This is a genomic window from Burkholderia sp. AU33545 (assembly GCF_020419685.1).
Taxonomy (GTDB): domain Bacteria; phylum Pseudomonadota; class Gammaproteobacteria; order Burkholderiales; family Burkholderiaceae; genus Burkholderia; species Burkholderia diffusa.
The window spans coordinates 318,286-335,426 of record NZ_JAIZRQ010000002.1; the positions used below are offsets into that span (position 1 = coordinate 318,286).

At 67.5% G+C, this 17,141-nt stretch carries 14 protein-coding genes; 6 read left to right on the forward strand and 8 right to left on the reverse strand.

The window, feature by feature from the left end; genetic code table 11:
- Nucleotides 1-29: 29 nt before the first annotated feature.
- A complete protein-coding gene (locus tag LGM71_RS07290; protein WP_124904105.1) occupies nt 30-1,184 on the reverse strand; it encodes a porin in 1,155 nt (384 codons plus the stop codon).
- A gap of 381 nt (nt 1,185-1,565) precedes the next feature.
- On the opposite strand from LGM71_RS07290, the gene LGM71_RS07295 reads away from it, so the two are divergent.
- Together LGM71_RS07295 and LGM71_RS07300 are read left to right on the forward strand one after the other, a co-directional pair.
- Nucleotides 1,566-2,666, forward strand: a complete 1,101-nt coding sequence (locus LGM71_RS07295) for an OpgC domain-containing protein (RefSeq protein ID WP_124623103.1) — start codon at nt 1,566-1,568, stop codon at nt 2,664-2,666.
- A gap of 64 nt (nt 2,667-2,730) precedes the next feature.
- Nucleotides 2,731-3,675, forward strand: coding sequence for an alpha/beta hydrolase (locus LGM71_RS07300; protein ID WP_151050073.1), 945 nt, complete (start codon nt 2,731-2,733; stop codon nt 3,673-3,675).
- A 66-nt stretch (nt 3,676-3,741) separates the two neighbouring features.
- Here the strand turns inward: LGM71_RS07300 and LGM71_RS07305 are convergent, their stop codons facing one another.
- From LGM71_RS07305 to LGM71_RS07320, 4 genes are all read right to left on the reverse strand, one after another.
- The gene (locus tag LGM71_RS07305; RefSeq protein ID WP_124623107.1) at nt 3,742-5,343 is read right to left on the reverse strand and encodes a GMC family oxidoreductase; all 1,602 of its coding nucleotides are present in this window, start codon (nt 5,341-5,343) and stop codon (nt 3,742-3,744) included.
- Nucleotides 5,344-5,370: 27 nt separating this feature from the next.
- On the reverse strand, nt 5,371-5,904 hold the full coding sequence (locus LGM71_RS07310) for a sorbitol dehydrogenase family protein (RefSeq protein WP_226114446.1): 534 nt from the start codon (nt 5,902-5,904) through the stop codon (nt 5,371-5,373).
- 15 nt (nt 5,905-5,919) lie between these two features.
- Nucleotides 5,920-7,206: a cytochrome c gene (locus LGM71_RS07315; RefSeq protein WP_226114449.1), complete on the reverse strand. Its 1,287-nt coding sequence runs from the start codon at nt 7,204-7,206 to the stop codon at nt 5,920-5,922.
- A 418-nt stretch (nt 7,207-7,624) separates the two neighbouring features.
- Nucleotides 7,625-8,863, reverse strand: a complete 1,239-nt coding sequence (locus LGM71_RS07320; RefSeq protein ID WP_226114456.1) for an SfnB family sulfur acquisition oxidoreductase — start codon at nt 8,861-8,863, stop codon at nt 7,625-7,627.
- A gap of 294 nt (nt 8,864-9,157) precedes the next feature.
- Here LGM71_RS07320 and LGM71_RS07325 point away from each other — a divergent pair, with 294 nt between their 5' ends.
- Complete coding sequence (locus LGM71_RS07325; protein ID WP_124623115.1) at nt 9,158-10,423, forward strand: acyl-CoA dehydrogenase family protein; 1,266 nt, start codon at nt 9,158-9,160, stop codon at nt 10,421-10,423.
- Nucleotides 10,420-11,820 carry an LLM class flavin-dependent oxidoreductase gene (locus LGM71_RS07330; protein WP_226114457.1) on the forward strand — a complete coding sequence of 467 codons (1,401 nt, stop codon included), beginning with the start codon at nt 10,420-10,422 and terminating at the stop codon, nt 11,818-11,820. The genes LGM71_RS07325 and LGM71_RS07330 overlap by 4 nt, the downstream gene beginning before the upstream one ends.
- Nucleotides 11,821-11,916: 96 nt before the next feature.
- Here the strand turns inward: LGM71_RS07330 and LGM71_RS07335 are convergent, their stop codons facing one another.
- Nucleotides 11,917-13,131, reverse strand: coding sequence for an FAD-dependent monooxygenase (locus LGM71_RS07335; protein ID WP_226114459.1), 1,215 nt, complete (start codon nt 13,129-13,131; stop codon nt 11,917-11,919).
- 184 nt (nt 13,132-13,315) lie between these two features.
- On the opposite strand from LGM71_RS07335, the gene LGM71_RS07340 reads away from it, so the two are divergent.
- Both LGM71_RS07340 and LGM71_RS07345 read left to right on the forward strand, forming a co-directional pair.
- Nucleotides 13,316-14,260, forward strand: coding sequence for a LysR family transcriptional regulator (locus LGM71_RS07340; RefSeq protein WP_226114460.1), 945 nt, complete (start codon nt 13,316-13,318; stop codon nt 14,258-14,260).
- Between the two features lie 115 nt (nt 14,261-14,375).
- Nucleotides 14,376-15,134: an SDR family oxidoreductase gene (locus tag LGM71_RS07345; protein ID WP_059607135.1), complete on the forward strand. Its 759-nt coding sequence runs from the start codon at nt 14,376-14,378 to the stop codon at nt 15,132-15,134.
- A gap of 18 nt (nt 15,135-15,152) precedes the next feature.
- Here the strand turns inward: LGM71_RS07345 and LGM71_RS07350 are convergent, their stop codons facing one another.
- Nucleotides 15,153-15,485 (reverse strand): cupin domain-containing protein, encoded by a 333-nt coding sequence (locus tag LGM71_RS07350; RefSeq protein ID WP_124623124.1) that lies wholly within the window; start codon nt 15,483-15,485, stop codon nt 15,153-15,155.
- 105 nt (nt 15,486-15,590) lie between these two features.
- On the reverse strand, nt 15,591-17,018 hold the full coding sequence (locus tag LGM71_RS07355) for an MFS transporter (protein ID WP_175815697.1): 1,428 nt from the start codon (nt 17,016-17,018) through the stop codon (nt 15,591-15,593).
- Nucleotides 17,019-17,141: the final 123 nt, after the last annotated feature.

The window sequence follows — 17,141 nt, forward strand, 5'->3', positions numbered from 1 at the left end:
ATCCGCCCCCGGGCGCGGGCAGGTCGACCTCAGAACTTGTGGCGGATCGCGGCGCGCACCGCGAACTGGTTCGCCGACGACGACGGGCCGTCCGTCCCGACCACGTAGCCGCCATCGGCGGCGGTGCCGGTCTTGTCGCCGGCGACCTTCTGCCATGCGCCCTGCAGGTAGACGTCGGTGCGCTTGGACAGGCTGTAGTCGGCCATCAGCCCGACGGTGTGGTACTTCGGCTTGAACGAACCGGCCGCGGCGTCGAACTTGCCGTCCGTGTACACGTACTGCGCGCCGAGATAGAAATCGGACGTGAGCTGGTACTTGCCGTTGATCTCGAAGTTCTGGAACTTGGTCGCGGTCAGCCCGAGGCCCGAGAACGTCGACGCCGGCAGGTAGACGGTCGACACCGGGTTCTTCACGTCGGTCTTCGTATAGACGAAGCCGACCGTCGCCGGGCCGAACGTGTAGTTGATGCCGCCGCCGAAGATGCGCAGGCGGTCGGCGACGAAGTTCGCATCGTCGGCCGCGATCGCGCCCGCGTTGCCGACGCCCGGGCTGTTCGCCTGCAGGTAGGCAGCCGCGACCTGCAGCCCGGCCAGCGAATACTGCGCGCCGATGCTGTACTGGCGGTTGGTCGAGAAGCCCGTGCTGTTGCTGAAGCTGTAGGTGCCGCCGAACGACAGCCCGTTCCAGTCGGGGCTCGCATACTTGACCGTGTTGTTGACGCGGAACGAGTTGTCCGTGTTGTCGTTGTCGAAGGGGTGCGAGAACAGCGTGCCGCCCCAGTTGCCGTTCGCGGTCAGCGGCGCGAGATAGTCGACGACTGAATCGTACTGGCGGCCGAAGGTCAGCGTGCCGAAGCGCGACGCGCTCAGCCCGACGAACGCCTGGCGGCCGAACATCCGGCCGCCCTGATTGAACCGGCCGTTGTTCACGTCGAAGCCGTTTTCCAGCGTGAAGATCGCCTTCAGCCCGCCGCCCAGGTCCTCGCTGCCCTTCAGGCCCCAGCGGCTGCCCTGCGCGTAGCCGCTCGCGAGCTGGTAATTCGTTTTTCCGACCCCGCCTACGTTCACGTTGTTCGTGTAGTTGAAGCCCTCGTCGATCAGGCCGTACAGCGTCACGCTGTCCTGCGCGAAGGCCGGCGCGGCAAAAGCGGCCAGCGCGGCGGCAAAAATGACGTGCTTCTTCATGACGAATCTCCGGAGCCGGGTGCCGGGCAGGCCATGCGCCCGGCGATTGTTTGGTCTGTTTTATAGAGGTGGCCCGCAGGGCGGACTGCGCGGTGTGCGGCCGCGAGGACAAAATGGTGTCACGTCGCAAACCGCCCGTCCATATGGGCGTGGGGCCGGCACGCAAAGCGTTGCGCTCGTCCAACTGCCCTGTCCTCGTCATGGCCTGACCAGGCTTGTCGGTAGCGGCTGGCCGGCCCACCATCCGCGTAAACCCGGACGGCGTCACATCGGTGGCACAATGCGCATCCGTTCGTCATTTCTTCACGAAGTCATGCTTCACCCCGATTCATGCGCGGCGGGTGCCGGCCGCGCACGCGGCGCGCGCCGGGAGGCGGCCCGATGACCGCCGCCGCCCGGGCCGGCCGCTACGCCGAGCTCGACTTCTTCCGCGGCCTCGTGCTGCTGGTGATCGTCGTCGACCACATCGGCGGCAGCATCCTGTCGCGCGTGACGCTGCATGCGTACGCGCTGTGCGATGCGGCCGAGGTGTTCGTGTTCCTCGGCGGTTTCGCGACCGCCATCGCGTACAACTCGCTGGCCGAGCGCCACGACGAGGCTGCCGCGCGCCAACGTTTCATCCGCCGTGCCTTCGAGATCTACCGTGCTTTCCTCGTGACGGCCGGCCTGATGCTGCTCATCACCGCCGTGCTGAACGCATTCTCGATCGACGGCCCGAACATGCCGACCAACGATCTCGACGGCCTGCTGCACAAGCCGCTCGCCGCGCTGCGCGACATCCTGCTGTTCCGCCGCCAGCCGTATCTCGCGTCGGTGCTGCCGATGTATGCGTTCTTCGCGCTGCTCGTCCCGCTCGCGCTGCCGCTCGCGCGCACGCAGCCGTGGTTGATGCTCGCGTTCAGCGGCTCGCTCTGGTACGCGGCGCCGCACATTGCGCGCTTCTTGCCGACCGTCGAAGGCGCGCCGTGGGACTTCAATCCGTTCGCGTGGCAGTTCCTGTTCGTGCTCGGCGTGATCGCACGCTGCCAGCCCGTCTACCAGACGCTCGCACCGAAACCGCAGGGCTGGCTGCTGACGGCCGTGTCGCTCGCGATCGTCGCGGCCGGCGCGTACTACCGGCTGCGCATCGAGCCGTTCCCGACCGACCCGTCGATCAAGCAGAATCTCGGCGCGCTGCGGCTCGCGAACTTCCTCGCGATCGCGTGGCTCGCGGCCAAGCTCGTGCACCTCGGGTGGATGAAGAAGGTCGCGCATGCAATGCCGTGGATCGGCACGATCGGCCGCCAGGGGCTGCTGTGCTTCGTCGCCGGCACCGGCATCTCGCTCGCGGTCGACTCGCTGCTGTACCAGGCGACCGAAGGCTATCTGAACGTGCCGCTCGGCCTGACCGCCGACGTCGTCGCGATGGGCCTGCTGTATCTCGTCGCGAAGCTCTATGCGCCGCTCGTGTCGCGGCTGCCGTTCCCGTTCCGTCCGCGGTGATGATGCGCCGCGCCGTCATGCGCCGCTGCTACGATAGCGGGCGCCTCTCCTGAAACGGTTCACCATGCGCCGACTCGCCCTTCCGTTCGCCGCCGCCCTGATCGCCGGTGCCATCGCCACCGCCCACGCCACGCCGGGCGGGCCCGCGGTTTCGCCGGCGTCGTCCGCGCCCGCGGCCGCGACCGTCCCGCCCGCAACGATCGCGCCTGCCGCCCAGGAACCCTCGGTCAATCCGGGTAGCAGCGTCGTGCTGCGCGCGTTCCGGTCGGCGTCGCTGAAGCGCGACTGGTCTTACACGGTCTACCTGCCGCCCGGCTACAACCCGGAAGGCGCGCGCTATCCGGTGCTGTACCTGCTGCACGGCAACGCCGGCAACGCAAACGACTGGATCACGCAGGGCCGGCTGCAGGCCACCGCCGACACACTGATCGAGCGCCGCGAGATCCCGCCCGTCGTGATCGTGATGCCGCAAGGCGGCACCGACTGGTACGTCGACCGCAAGGAGAAGATGCAGAGCGCGTTCCTCAACGACCTGCTGCCTGAAGTCGAAGCGCACTTCGCGGTGTCGAACCAGCGCGCGGGCCGCGCGATCGGCGGCGTGTCGATGGGCGGCTTCGGCGCGCTGCGTTTCTCGCTGCTCGAGCCGGGCCTGTTCTGCGGCGCGATGCTGCTGAGCCCCGCGATCTACGCGAACGAGCCGCCGCTCAATTCCGCCGCACGTTATGTCGGCGTGTTCGGCGACCGGCAGTTCGACCCGCGCGTGTGGCACGAGCTGAACTACCCGGCGCTGATGCGCGGTTATTTCGCGCGCAACTGGCGCGTGCCGATGTTCATCGCGGCGGGCGACGACGACCTGACGATCCAGGCCGAATCGAGCGTGCTGTACACGCACCTGCGCCGCGCGCAAAACCCGGCGGAACTGCGCATCGTCGACGGCGGGCACACGTGGGAAGTGTGGCGCGGGCTGCTCGGACAGGGGTTGAAGTACGCACTGGAATGCGTGAAATGATGCGGGGCCGAGCGCGGCCCCGCCGTGGCGGGCGGTATGCGCGCGCCGCCGGCCGCCTTGCTTGCGTCAGACTTCCGCAGCGATCGTCCTTGCCATCCGCAGCGCCAGCGCATACCCGGTCAGCGTCGGATTGACCACTGACGAACTCGGATGCACGGCCGTGCTCGCGATGAACAGGTTCGGGTGATCGTGCGTACGGCAATCGCGGTCGACGACCGAATCGGCCGGATCGCTGCCCATGATCGTCGTGCCCATGATGTGCGAACTCGGCACCCACGCATGGATGTCGTTCACGATCTCGGTCGCACCGAACACCCGCTGGAAATCGCGGTAGTCGTCGAGCACTTGCGATGCCGCGCGCAACGCGTAGTCGTACACGTCGTAGTCGGTGCGCGGCGTCGGCAGCCCGAGCGCATCCTTGCGATCGCTCAGCGTCACGCGGTTGCGCGGGTCGGGCAGGATCTCGACGTAGCTGGCGATCTTCAGATAGCGCGCCGCGTCGTGACGGATCCGCGTATCGAGCGCGTCGCCGACGACACCTTGCGCGATCAGCCGCCGCGTGACGACCTCGTTGGGCACCGTGTTGTCGAGGAAATGCCGGATCGCGCCGTGTTCGCGGCGAAACGCGCCGTCGCGCCGCGTGTTGATGCTGCCCTGCTGCGTCGGGCCGCGCCCGGCCCACACCGGCTCGCGCGCGAGCATCGCGATCGCGCGGCCGGTGTGTCCCATCATGTTGCGGCCGACCTGGTCCGACGAATTCGCGACACCCGACATCAGCAGCAGCTTCGGAATCTCGACGCCATGCGCCGCGAGCACGAAGGTCCGCGCGGTCAGGCGCGTGCTCTTGCCGTCCGGCGTCATGTAATGGATCGCGGCGATCTTGCGATTCTCGCCGCGCTCGATCTTGTAGACGACCGCGTTCGTCAGCAGCCGCGCGCCCTGCGCGACGGCGCGCAGCACCGGGCGATCGCCTGAAAATTGCGCACCGATCGGGCAGATCGGCGCGCAGTTGTTGTTGCCGGCGCAGGTCGGTCGACCCTCGTAGGGCCGCGTCGCGCGCGCGTTGGGTTCGTCGACGAAACGATGACCGATCGTCGCGACCTTGTCCGCGACCTGCTGCGTCAGGTACGACCACGGTTGCTGCCGCATCGGATACGGCTTCGAGCGCGGCGGGAACGGCCCGCCGCCCTGGCCGCTCTGGTCGTCGGTATCCGAGCCCGATACGCCGATCTGCTCTTCGGCGAGCTGGTACCACGGCTCGAGTTCGTCATAACCGATCGGCCAGTCGCGCCCCTGGCCGTAGAGGCTGCGCAGCCGGAAATCGTTCGGCAGCATGCGCCACGTCGCCCCTCCCCAGTGCCACGTGGTGCCGCCGACGAGGCGCAGGAACGACGGCTTCTGCAGCACCGGGCCGACGCTGTCGATGTAGCGATCGGAATAGCGCCCCGTGGACGATTTCGGCGCCCACGGCAGGTCCGGATACGGGCCGTTGTAGTCCGACTTGTTGCCGTAGTCGCGGAACGCGCGCACGAGCTCGGCACGCTTCACCTCCGGCCCCGCCTCGAGCACGATGACGGACTTGCGTTCCTGCGTCAGCGACTGCGCGACGGCGCCGCCCAGGATGCCGGCGCCGATTACGATGACGTCCGCGTCATAGGTACTGCTCATGATTTCGATCCTCGTTCGATAGGCCGGTCAGCCGGCGTCGGCGGTCGGGCGCGCCGTCCAGTACTCGGGGCGCGCGCGGATGTAGGTCGGAATGACCGTGACGTCGGCGGTCGGCTCGAACATCAGCGCGGTTTCGTAGCCGACCATGCGCGCCTGCCCGCCATGGCCGACGCTGCCCGTGTAGAAGGCCTCGATGATGGCCAGCGCGGCGGTGCGCAACTCGGGGGCCGCGACGCCGAGCGTGCGCACGAGCGCGTCGAGCGGCTGCGTGCCCATGTCGATCGCGACGGCGAGCGCGCGCAGCCGCGCGGGAAATTCGCGGTCCTGCGCGACGAGACCGTCGTAGACGGATTGCACATAGCGCGACGGAAGCGTCGCGCGGCGCGTCAGGTAGGCGGCCACGCCGGCAAAATCCCGCAGCGGCACGGCCTCTGGCGCAGCCGCTGCACGTGCGATCAGCATGCCGGCAGGCAGTGCGGCGGCAAGCGCCGCGCCGGCCGACAGCTTCACGAAGCGGCGACGCTGCGCGTTCGCGTCGTCGGTCACGTCGAAATCCTTCATCGCGTGTATCTCCTGTCAGTGGGCGGGGGCCGTGCGGATCTTCGCGACATCCGCCGCGCTCACGCGAGCCTTGCCATTGCCGAACCGGTCGCTCAAGTAGTTCACCAAGGTCGCCACTTCGTCATCCTTGAGTTCGGTCTGGAACGCCGGCATGAAATAGTGCGCGGCGCCGTTGTTCACGCTCGCGCCATGCATGACCACCTGCAGCAGGTTCGACGCCGTGGCGGTGCCGACCGCGCTGTTGGCGAACAGTGACGGGAAGAATCCGTCCGCCGTGCCGGCGCCCGTCATCCCGTGACAGCTCGCGCAATGATCGAGGTAGAGCGACGCGCCGGCTGGCGCCGGGCTGCCCATCGCGGCCGCGGCGCGTACCGCGACGTAATCGTCGGTCTTGCGCCCCTGCGCGGAACGCGGTGCGATATCGGCGCCCTTCGCCGCCGGTACGGTCGACAAATAGGCGGCGATCGCATTCAGATCGCGGTCGCTCATGCGGCTGAAGCTGTGTTCGACCGCTTCCGCCATCGGGCCGGCCGCCTGTGCCTTGCCCGGCACGTTGCCGGTGCGCAGGTACTGGACGATCTGCGCGATCGTCCACGTGCCGATGCCCGCGTCGCGGTCGCGCGTGATGTTGAACGCCTGCCAGCCCGCGAGCGGCGCGCCGGCGAGATAGCCGGCGCCGGTTTCGTCGTAGGCCAGCTCCTGCATCCCGATGCCGCGCGGCGTATGACAGGTGCCGCAGTGCGCGGCGCCCTGCACCAGGTAGGCGCCGCGATTCCACTCGGCGTCCCGCCCGCGCTTCGACACATACGCGCCTTCGCGCAGATACAGCGCGTTCCAGATCTTCAGCGGCCAGCGCATGGTCAGCGGCCACGGGAAATCCGGCCGGCGGTTCGGCTGGTGCACCGGCGCGACGCCGTGCATGAAATACGCGTACAGGTTCGCGATGTCGTCGTCGCTGAACTTCGTGTACGACGGATACGGCATTGCCGGATACAGGTTGCCGCCGTCGCGCCGAAGCCCCTTGCGCAGCACGTTCGCGAATTCCTGCTCCGAGTAGTTGCCGATCCCCGTTTGCTTGTCCGGCGTGATGTTGGTCGAGTAGATGTCGCCCATCGGCAACGGCATCGCGAGGCCGCCCGCGAACGGCTGCCCTCCCTGCACCGTATGGCACGCGACGCAGTCGGCCGCGACGGCCAGCGCCTTGCCCGCGGCGACGCGATCCGCGGCCTGCACGGCCGCCGATGCGGGGTCCGTCGCAATGAGGAAAAGCGCGACAAGCGCGGAAAAGCCGGGTAAACGCATGGAAATCGTCCGTGAGAAATCCGGTGAGCAAAGCGGTTTCGGGGAGCCTCGCGATACGGCCCTCTATCTTCCGGAGAAATCGCTCGCGTGGTTTGGCCGCACTATATCATCTTCTGTATCGATACACTAAATCGATACAGAATCAACATTCGCGTAATAATCGGCGGATGCCGGATCAGCGTCGCGGGATTCCGGAAGACGGTCGAACGCCGCGTGGGCGCGGCCGCGCCGATCGACGTGCCGGGTGGGCCGGCACCGATTTCAGCGCAGCGGGACGAAAGAACGGCTCGCATGCCGCGCAGGACAAAGTCCGGGCGGCATGCGGCTCAGCGATGTGATGGAACGTTCGCCCGGGAGACGGCCCGTGCTGCGCAGCATGGCTGGCGCGCGCGACATTTCGGCTCGCGAAAGCGTCGGTTCAATTCCACGCGTGACGCGCCGGCCGCACCCCGTTCAGGTAGTAATTGCCGACGAGGTGATACTTCCACCGCACCGGATCGTGCAGCGTGTGCGTGCGCGCATTGCGCCAGTGCCGGTCGAGATTGTGCTCGGCGAGCGTCGACTGCGTGCCGGCCAGCTCGAACAGCTTCTCGCCCGCGAGCAACGCGATCTCGGTCGTGAGCACCTTCGCCTCGCCGACCGCGACCGACGCACGCGCGACATCGTCGTCGGTCACGGTGCCGCGCGCGCCGATCTCGTCGAGCGTGCGCGCCGCGCGTTCGAGCAGCGCTTCCGCAGCATGCAGCTGGATATGCAGACGGCCGATCTCGCGGACGATCAACGGATCGTCGACCGCGCGCTCGACGCCGCTGTCGACCCAGGGCCGCGTGCGTGTGCGCACGAACGTCTCGGTATCGGCGATCGCGGCCCTCGCGATGCCGGCATCGATCGCCGCCTGGATGATCTGCGACAGCGGGCCGTTGAGCGTCGGTTCGTCTGATACGCGCTGCGCGTTCAGCACATGCGAAGCCGGCACGCGCACGCTGTCGAGCACCACCGTGCCGCTTGCGGTCGTGCGCTGTCCGAAGCCCGACCAGTCATCGATCACGGTCAGCCCGGGCGTCGGCTGCGGGACGTACGCGAGCCACGCCTGCCGCGCATCGTCGAGGCCGAGCACCGGCACGTAGTGCGCGAACAGTGCGCCGGTCGAGTAGAACTTCGTGCCGTCGACGAGATAGTCGTCGCCATCACGCCGCACGCGCGTCTTCAGGTCGAGCACATGCTTCGTGGCCTTCTCCGAGAAACCGTTGCCGAAACGCTTGCCGCGGAGGATTTCGGCGAAGAAATGGCGCTTCTGCGCGTCGGTGCCGGTCAGCGCGATCACGTCGACCAGCCCGAAGTGATTCTGCGGCAACTGCCCGAGCGACGCATCGGCCGCAGAAACGATCTTGATCACCTCGGTGAGCGTCACGTGCGATACACCCGCGCCGCCGTACGCCTTCGGCACCGTGATCGCCCACAGCCCCGACTGCGAGAACCATTCGATCTCGTCGCGCGGCAACCGGCGCTCGCGATCGCGTTCTGCTGCCCCTTCGGCCAGCCGCTGCGCAAGTGCATGCGCGACCGCGATCGCCTGCGCGTCGTCGGCGATTACGCGGGCAACCTGCGGTCCTGCGTCGGCCGGGCGCGCCTGAATCGTCGCACTCGTATCTGACATCGAGCTCTCCTGTCGAATGACGAAAGCACTCAATCTAGCAGCGTCACGCAAGCCGGCAAACCGAGCGATTCTCGTATCGATATTCCTTCGGATAACAAACTACATTGCACAGAACGACGTCCGCCTCCGCGCTTCGGCATCGCAATCGATGCCCGAGCGTCGACGCCTCCCGTCGTTGATCCGCGTAATGCGCAGCGACGATAACGATCTGCGAATCCGTTATTGGAATGCGCGCGGCGTGCTTCCTATACTGGCATCCCGATGCAAACGGCCCCGCCCTTCGAGGAACACCGCATGACTTCGTCGCACGCAGATACCGATCTTTCCACCGGCACCGACTACGACGCACTCGCGAGCCGGTTTCGCCCCCTCTTCGAGCGCATCGCCGCCGGCACCGCCGAGCGCGAACGCCGCCGCGAACTGCCGCACGAAGCGATCGGCTGGCTCAAGGCCGCCGGCTTCGGCGCGATACGGCTGCCGGTGCGCGACGGCGGTGCCGGCGCATCGCTGCCGCAGCTGTTCCGGCTGCTGACCGAACTCGCCGCCGCCGATTCCAATCTGCCGCAGGCGTTGCGCGGGCACTTCGCGTTCGTCGAGGACTGGCTGAACGCGCCGCCCGGGCCGCTGCGCACGACGTGGTTCGACCGCTTCGCGAGCGGCCAGCTCGTCGGCAACGCATGGTCGGAAGCCGGCGACGTCCCGCTTGGCCAGACGATCACCAAGGTGTCGGAGCAGAACGGCCGGTTCGTGCTGAACGGCCGCAAGTTCTACAGCACCGGCAGTTTGTTCGCGGACTGGATCGACGTATTCGCGCAGCGCGCGCACGACGGCAGCGACGTGATCGTCGCGGTCGCCACCGCGCAGCCCGGCGTGATCCGCGACGACGACTGGGACGGCTTCGGCCAGACGACGACCGGCAGCGGCACGACACGCTTCGAGAATGCGGCGGTCGACGCCGACAACGTGATCGATTTCGCACGCCGCTTCAAATACCAGACCGCGTTCTACCAGCTGTTCCATGTCGCCACGCTGGCCGGCATCGGCCATGCGATCGTGCGCGACGCGGGCGAACTCGTGCGCAACCGCTCGCGCGTATACAGCCACGGCAACGCAGCGCGCGCCGGCGACGATGCGCAACTTCAGCAGGTGATCGGCGAAATCGCGTCGTGGGCCTATGCGGCCGATGCGCTCGCGCTGCGCGCCGCACAGCCGCTGCAGCAGGCGTACGTCGCACGCTTCGGTGGCGACGATGAGGCTGAACGTGCCGCGAACGTCGCGGCCGAAATCGAATCCGCGCAGAGCCAGCTCGTCGTGTCGGAACTCGTGCTGCGCGCGGCGACACGCCTGTTCGACGCGCTCGGCGCCTCCGCGACGCGCAGTACGACCGCGCTCGATCGTCACTGGCGCAACGCGCGCACGGTGTCGTCGCACAATCCGCTCGTCTACAAGGCGCGGATCGTCGGCGACTGGGTCATCAACGGACGCACGCCGCCGTTCGTCTGGCGCGTCGGCAATGGTGCAAGTGCAGGCGCCGGCACGGAATCGGGAGCCGCACGATGAGCAAGACCATTCGCTTCAACGCGTTCGAGATGAATTGCGTCGGCCATCAGTCGCCCGGCCTGTGGGCGCATCCGCGCGATCGTTCGTGGCAGTACAAGGATCTCGACTACTGGACCGATCTCGCGCGCGTGCTCGAGCGCGGGATCTTCGACGCGATCTTCATCGCGGACGTGATCGGCTATTACGACGTCTACCAGGGCAGCAACTACCACGCGCTGCATCAGGCCGCGCAGATTCCGGTCAACGATCCGCTGCAGCTCGCCGCGCCGATCGCGATGGCGACCGAGCATCTCGGCATCGGCATCACCGCGTCGACGACGTTCGAGCATCCGTACACGTTCGCGCGCCGGCTGTCGACCGCCGACCATCACACGAAGGGCCGGCTCGCGTGGAATATCGTCACGTCGTATCTGGAAAGCGGCGCGAAGAACGTCGGCGACAACGGGCTGCGCACGCACGACGACCGCTATGCGGTCGCGGCCGAATACGTCGAGGTACTGTACAAGCTGTTCGAAGGCAGTTGGGAAGACGGCGCGGTCGTGCGCGATCGCGACGGCCGCGTGTTCACGCATCCGGAGAAGGTGCACGAGATTGGCCACAAGGGGCGCTTCTTCGACGTGCCCGGTTATCACCTGTGCGAACCGTCGCCGCAGCGCACGCCGGTGCTGTTCCAGGCCGGCGCGTCCGGCCCCGGCAAGGCGTTCGCCGCTCGACACGCCGAATGCGTGTTCGTCGCCGCGCCGACGCGCCCTCAACTCGCGCGCTATGTCGCCGACGTGCGTGCGCAAGCCGCGGCCGCGGGTCGCGACCCGCACGACGTGCTGATCTACAACCTCGTCACCGTGATCGTCGACGAGACCGACGAAAAGGCACAGGCGAAATTCGACGAGTACCGCCGCTATGTCTCGTACGACGGCTCGCTCGTGTTCATGTCCGGCTGGACCGGCATCGATTTCGGCCAGTACGCACCGACCGATCCCGTCCGGCGCGTCGAGACGAATGCGATCGTGTCGGCTGTCGAGCATCTGGCCGGCGGCGATACCGCATGGACGATCGAGGAACTGGCGGCCTGGGGCGGCATCGGCGGGATGGGGCCCGTATTCGTCGGTTCCGCGCGGACCGTCGCCGACATCCTGCAGGAATGGGTCGCCGCGACCGACGTCGACGGCTTCAATCTCGCGTATGCCGTTGCGCACGAAACCTTCGAGGACATCGTGCGCTACCTGGTGCCGGAGTTGCAGCGGCGCGGTGTCTATCCGACCGAATACGCGCCGGGCACGCTGCGTGAGAAGCTGTTCGGCGGGTCGGCGCGGCTGCCGGACGCGCATCCGGCCGCGCGGTTTCGCGACATCGAACAGGTCAAGCGCGATGCGGAACAGTTGGCCGACTACGCGTGACGGCAGCGCGGCCGGACCGCATTCCCGACGGACGACCGCGTAACCGCCGCACCGGTCGCCCGGCGCACTGCCGCGGCTTGCGCCGCGCCTGTCAGGTCAAAGCCATGTCCCGCCTTGCCGCTCGTTCGGCTCGTCGGCGAGTGCGTCGAAATCGTGAATCCAGTCCAGGTGATGCAGCACGCTGTCGCGCTCGCCGAGCCGCGCATTGCGCGCCTGCGCGGCCGGCCCGTCGGGCAGATGCAGCACGTCGGCCGCGGAAATCGACGCGTATTGCACCTTGCGCGTGCGGCCGCGCCGCAGCCGCTCGTAAGCCTCCTGCGCCTCGCGCCAGTTGCCCGGCCCCGCCTTTGCCAGTTGCGCGGCCAGCACCATCGCGTCCTCGATCGACTGATTCGCGCCCTGCCCGTGATGCGGCACCAGCGCATGCGCGGCATCGCCGATCAGCGTCACGCGCCCGCGGCTCCAGCGGCCGAGCGGCGGCCGGTGGAACAGCCCCCAGCGCTGGCTGATCGGCACCGCGGTGATCATCTGCACCACCGCCGGATGCCAGTCCCCGAACAGGCGCAGTTGCTCGCCCTCCTCCGCCGGCATGACCCAGTCGCGCGACGGCCACGGCGATGGATGACGCTCGACCAGCAGGAAGTTCTGGTCGCCGTTGTCGCCGATCGGATAGTGCAGCAGATGGCCGTGCGGCCCGACCCAGAACTGAATGGTCTCGGGATCGGGCAGCAGGTCCATCCGCTCGGCCGGCACCACGCCGCGAAAACCCGAGCAACCCGAATACAGCACGTCGTCGTAGCCGAGCATCCAGCGCCGCGTGATCGAACGCGCGCCGTCCGCACCGATCACGAGATCGGCGTCGACGCGTTCGCCGTTGGCGAAGGTCAGCGTGACGCGTTCCGGATGCTGCGCGAGATCGACGAGCCGATGGCCGAGATGAATCTGCTCGACCCCGACCGCCTTCGACAGAATCGCCTGCAGGTCAGCGCGGTGCACGCCCCAGTACGAGCCGCCGAACTGCCGGCGGTAGTCGGGCTCCCCGCGATGATGGCCGATCACCGCGCCGCTGCGTCCGTCGCGATAGACGAGGCCCGGGATCTCCGCGCACACCGCGTCGAAAGCCGGGCGCAATCCCATCCGTTCATAGAAACGCGTCGCGTTGGCCGACAGCGCGACGGCCGCCCCCACCTCGCGCAGCACGTCGGTCTGCTCGTACAGCTGCGCGTCGATGCCCTGTTCGCGCAATGCAAGCGCCAGCGTCAGGCCGCCGATGCCGGCACCGACGATCGCGATCCTCAGTTTCGTCTGCATGATGAACGTGTCTCCGATATTCAAGTAATGCGTGGTCGAGGCGCGCGGCGCGCGTGACCTGCCCGGCGCGCCTGTCGAATGCCTGCGCCGTGTCGGTATTTTCAGCAGCGTCTCGTCATCCCACAATAAAATGCCGGGAATCTGCTTCATCACTGTACGGAATGACCGGAGGCCACGCCGAATAATGGAACTGAGCGAGATCGACCTCAATCTGTTGCTGCTGTTTCAGCGGCTGATGCAGGAACGGCGCGTGTCGAGCGTCGCCGAGCAGATGAACATGAGCCAGCCGGGCGTCAGCAACGCGCTCGCGAAGCTGCGCCGCCGGCTCGGCGATCCGCTGTTCGTGCGCGGCCCGGGCGGCGTGGTCCCGACGCCGTTCGCGCTGCGCCTGGCCGAACCGGTTGCGCACGCGCTGTCGACGCTGCATGCCGCGCTCAACCCCGAGACCGGGTTCGATCCGCTGCGCGCGTCGCGTACGATGACGATCGGGATGACCGATATCGGCGAAGTCGTGTTTCTGCCCGCGCTGCTCGAACACCTGTCGCGCGCAGCGCCGGGCATCGCGCTCAATACGGTGCGCAACACGAGCGTCAACCTCCGCGACGAGATGGCCGACGGCCGCGTCGATCTCGCGATCGGGCTGTTGCCGCAACTTCAGGGCGGGTTCTATCAGCGCCGGCTGTTCGATCAGCGCTACGTGTGCCTGTTCCGGCACGGGCATCCGCTCGAAGACGCGCCGCTGACGGTCGACGCGTGGCGCGACGCCGAACATCTGGTCGTGGTGTCGGCGGGCACCGGTCACGGGCAGGTGGACGAATGGCTGAAGCGGCGCCGCGTGAAACGCCGCGTGCGGCTGACGGTGCCGCATTTCATGAGCGTCGGCTACATCCTGCAGCGCACCGACCTGATCGCGACCGTGCCGGAACATCTTGCACTGCAGCTCGCGGCGCCGTTTTCGCTGGGCTGGCGCGCGTTGCCGGTCACGCTGCCAGGCGCGCCGATTCACATGCTGTGGCATGCGCGCGTGAATCAGGACGAAGGCAACCGCTGGTTGCGGGAGGTCGTGGTCAGCCTGTTCGCGGAAACCGGAACGCGCACACGGAAGGCGCCGCCTGCGCGCAGGAAATAGTCGCGCGCGTCGCGTAATTCGGCGTGCGCGGTAGCATGTCGCTTCGACCGGCGCACGGCGAGTGCATCGCGCGGCCGCCGCCGCTTTCCTCACCCAACCCGCAGGGAATCAAGCCATGTCTGTCTCGAAGAAGATCGCCGTCGTCACGGGCGCCGGATCCGGCATCGGTCGCGCGGCGGCAATCGCACTCGCGAACGCCGGATATACCGTCGCGCTGATCGGACGCAAGGAAGCATCGCTGCGTGAGACGAAAGAGGCGATCGTCGCCGCCCACGGCGACGCACACGCATTTCCGGCCGACGTCACCGACGAAGCATCGGTCGAACACGCGTTCGCGCAGATCGCGCGGCAGTTCGGGCGGCTGGACGTCCTCTTCAACAATGCCGGCCGCAACGCGCCGGCCGTTCCGCTCGACGAATACGCGTTCGACGTATGGAACGACGTCGTCGCGACGAACCTGACGGGCGTCTTTCTGTGCGCGCGGGCCGCGTGGCGCGTGATGAAGGCGCAAACGCCGCAGGGTGGCCGGATCATCAACAACGGCTCGATCTCCGCCTATACGCCGCGCCCGAACACGATCGCGTATACGGCCACCAAGCACGCGGTGGCCGGCATCACCAAGTCGCTCGCGCTCGACGGCCGCGCGTACAACATCGCGTGCGGTCAGATCGACATCGGCAACGCGGCGACGTCGCTGACGGATCGCATGACGGAAGGCGTGCTGCAGGCCGATGGACGCATGGCGCCCGAGGCGCGGATGGACGTCACGCATGTCGCGAACGCGGTCGTGCAGATGGCGAATCTCCCGCTGGATACGAACATCCTGAACATGACGATCATGGCGACCACGATGCCGTTCGTGGGGCGCGGGTAACGCGGCGCCCCGCGCGTTTCAGCGGTCGTGATAGATCGCGAGCCAGACGCTCGGCTCGTCGGGATGCGTCCACGCGACGCGATGCCGGCAATGCGGTTCGATCAGCACGTAGTCGCCGGGGCGCATGTCGTGCAGCGTCGCGTCCGCTTCGAACTCGAGCACCGCGGCGCCCGACAGCAGCACCACCCATTCGGCGCGCGAATCGTCATACCAGAACCCGTCGGGGCTCGTATGCCCCAGTGACACGATCCGCTCGACGTTCAGGCGCGCGCCGGCGACGAGCACATCGACCCGCTCGTCGTTGCCGCGCGTTGCTTCGACATTGAACAGGTTGCCGGTTTGAAGTTGCATGGTTCGACCTCGGTCGGCCTTCGGCGGAAGGCGGATGACGCCAACTGTAGCGCGAAGGCCGGCGTTGCGGCGAACTTGTTTTGCGGATCCCGGCAAGGCCCGCCTTCACGCCGCCGCCTCGTCGTCGATATCGCGCGCCGTCGGTTCATGGCGCACGATCAACAGGAACACGATCGGCGTGGCCGCGCTGACTGCGACGACCCAGAACATGTCCGTGCCGAGACGGGCCTGCAGGATCGGCAGCACGAACAGCGCGAGCGCCTGGCCGATTCCGCACAGCGAGCGCCCGAAGCCGACCCCCGTGCCGCGGATCGCCGCCGGATAGGACAGCGTGGGATAGATCATCATCTGCGCACCCGGCCCGAAGCCCTCGGCGAACAGCCAGGTGCCGAGCATCAGCAGCACGAGGCCGACCGCGAGTGCGCCATGCGGATGCCCCGCCAGCGCGAGCGCGACGAGTGCGACGAACTGCAGCGCGAAACCCGCAATCGCGACGTGGCGCGACGGATATCGATACGCAAGGCGCATGCCGAGCAAGCCGCCGGTAAACGCGAACAGCACGTTCAGCGCAAGCGACGCCGCGATCGTCTCGAACACGCCCGCGCCGAGAAACTGCGACAGGATCGACGGCAGGAAGAACGCGATCGCCGTGTATTCAAACGGAATGCACAGGTTCATCACGCTGGCGACGATCGTTCGCCCGAGATACGGACGCTGGAACAGCACGCGAATCCGCACGGGCGGCTGGCTCGGCGCACGCGGCACATCGTCCGCTTCATGGGCGTGAATGCCGTACGACTCGCGAAGAATGCGCGCGGCATTGGCCAGATCGCCCTGGTTCGCGGCCCACAACGGCGATTCGTTCATGAAGCGATTCCGGACCAGGATGATGACGAGCGCGGGCACCGCGCCGAAGATCAGCGACGCGCGCCACAGCCATCCCGCATGCTCGGCCGGCAGGAGGAAATACATGCCGAAGATCAGCAGGAAACACACCGACGACGCGACGTACCACATCGGGCACCATGCGGCGAGCCGCGACGCCTTGTTGCCGCGGCCGCTGAACTTCGAGAATTCCGCGAGAAACGCCATCGCGACGGGCAGGTCGATGCCGACCCCGAGCCCCATCACGAAGCGCGCGCCGATCAGCACCCAGACGTTCGGCGCGAGCCCGGCCGCGATCGCCGCGATCACGAAGAACAGCATGTCGGCCATGAACACCTGGTAGCGGCCGATCTTGTCGGTCAGCCATCCGCCGATCAGGCTGCCGAAGATCGTGCCGATCATGATCGCCGAGCCGACCAGCCCGGTCAGCGCGGGCGTCAGGCCGAATTCGCGCGAGACGTCGTCGATGCCGTAAGACAGCGTCGTCAGATCGTACGCATCGAGAAACACGCCGCCGAGCGCGAGCAGCACGATCATCCGTGCATGGCCGACGGAGCTGTCCGTCGAATTGATCAGGCGCGCCACATCGCTCGCCGAGCGAATGGGCGCGGAAACCGGCGTGACAGCGTTCAGGTCGATCGAACTCATCGCATTCCCTTGTTCGCCGCATGGCCGGCGAAGTCTACGTGGAGACAGGAACCCGACACGTGCACACGCGGTCACCATCACCACGACAAGTGGATGCTGGAGCGCCGGCACACATGCGTTCGG

Excerpts from the sequence above, each read along its gene's own strand:
- LGM71_RS07290 (WP_124904105.1), bottom strand. The coding sequence starts at position 1,184 with ATGAAGAAGCACGTCATTTTTGCCGCCGCGCTGGCCGCTTTTGCCGCG.
- LGM71_RS07295 (WP_124623103.1), top strand. The coding sequence starts at position 1,566 with ATGACCGCCGCCGCCCGGGCCGGCCGCTACGCCGAGCTCGACTTCTTC.
- LGM71_RS07300 (WP_151050073.1), top strand. The coding sequence starts at position 2,731 with ATGCGCCGACTCGCCCTTCCGTTCGCCGCCGCCCTGATCGCCGGTGCC.
- LGM71_RS07305 (WP_124623107.1), bottom strand. The coding sequence starts at position 5,343 with ATGAGCAGTACCTATGACGCGGACGTCATCGTAATCGGCGCCGGCATC.
- LGM71_RS07310 (WP_226114446.1), bottom strand. The coding sequence starts at position 5,904 with ATGAAGGATTTCGACGTGACCGACGACGCGAACGCGCAGCGTCGCCGC.
- LGM71_RS07315 (WP_226114449.1), bottom strand. The coding sequence starts at position 7,206 with ATGCGTTTACCCGGCTTTTCCGCGCTTGTCGCGCTTTTCCTCATTGCG.
- LGM71_RS07320 (WP_226114456.1), bottom strand. The coding sequence starts at position 8,863 with ATGTCAGATACGAGTGCGACGATTCAGGCGCGCCCGGCCGACGCAGGA.
- LGM71_RS07325 (WP_124623115.1), top strand. The coding sequence starts at position 9,158 with ATGACTTCGTCGCACGCAGATACCGATCTTTCCACCGGCACCGACTAC.
- LGM71_RS07330 (WP_226114457.1), top strand. The coding sequence starts at position 10,420 with ATGAGCAAGACCATTCGCTTCAACGCGTTCGAGATGAATTGCGTCGGC.
- LGM71_RS07335 (WP_226114459.1), bottom strand. The coding sequence starts at position 13,131 with ATGCAGACGAAACTGAGGATCGCGATCGTCGGTGCCGGCATCGGCGGC.
- LGM71_RS07340 (WP_226114460.1), top strand. The coding sequence starts at position 13,316 with ATGGAACTGAGCGAGATCGACCTCAATCTGTTGCTGCTGTTTCAGCGG.
- LGM71_RS07345 (WP_059607135.1), top strand. The coding sequence starts at position 14,376 with ATGTCTGTCTCGAAGAAGATCGCCGTCGTCACGGGCGCCGGATCCGGC.
- LGM71_RS07350 (WP_124623124.1), bottom strand. The coding sequence starts at position 15,485 with ATGCAACTTCAAACCGGCAACCTGTTCAATGTCGAAGCAACGCGCGGC.
- LGM71_RS07355 (WP_175815697.1), bottom strand. The coding sequence starts at position 17,018 with ATGAGTTCGATCGACCTGAACGCTGTCACGCCGGTTTCCGCGCCCATT.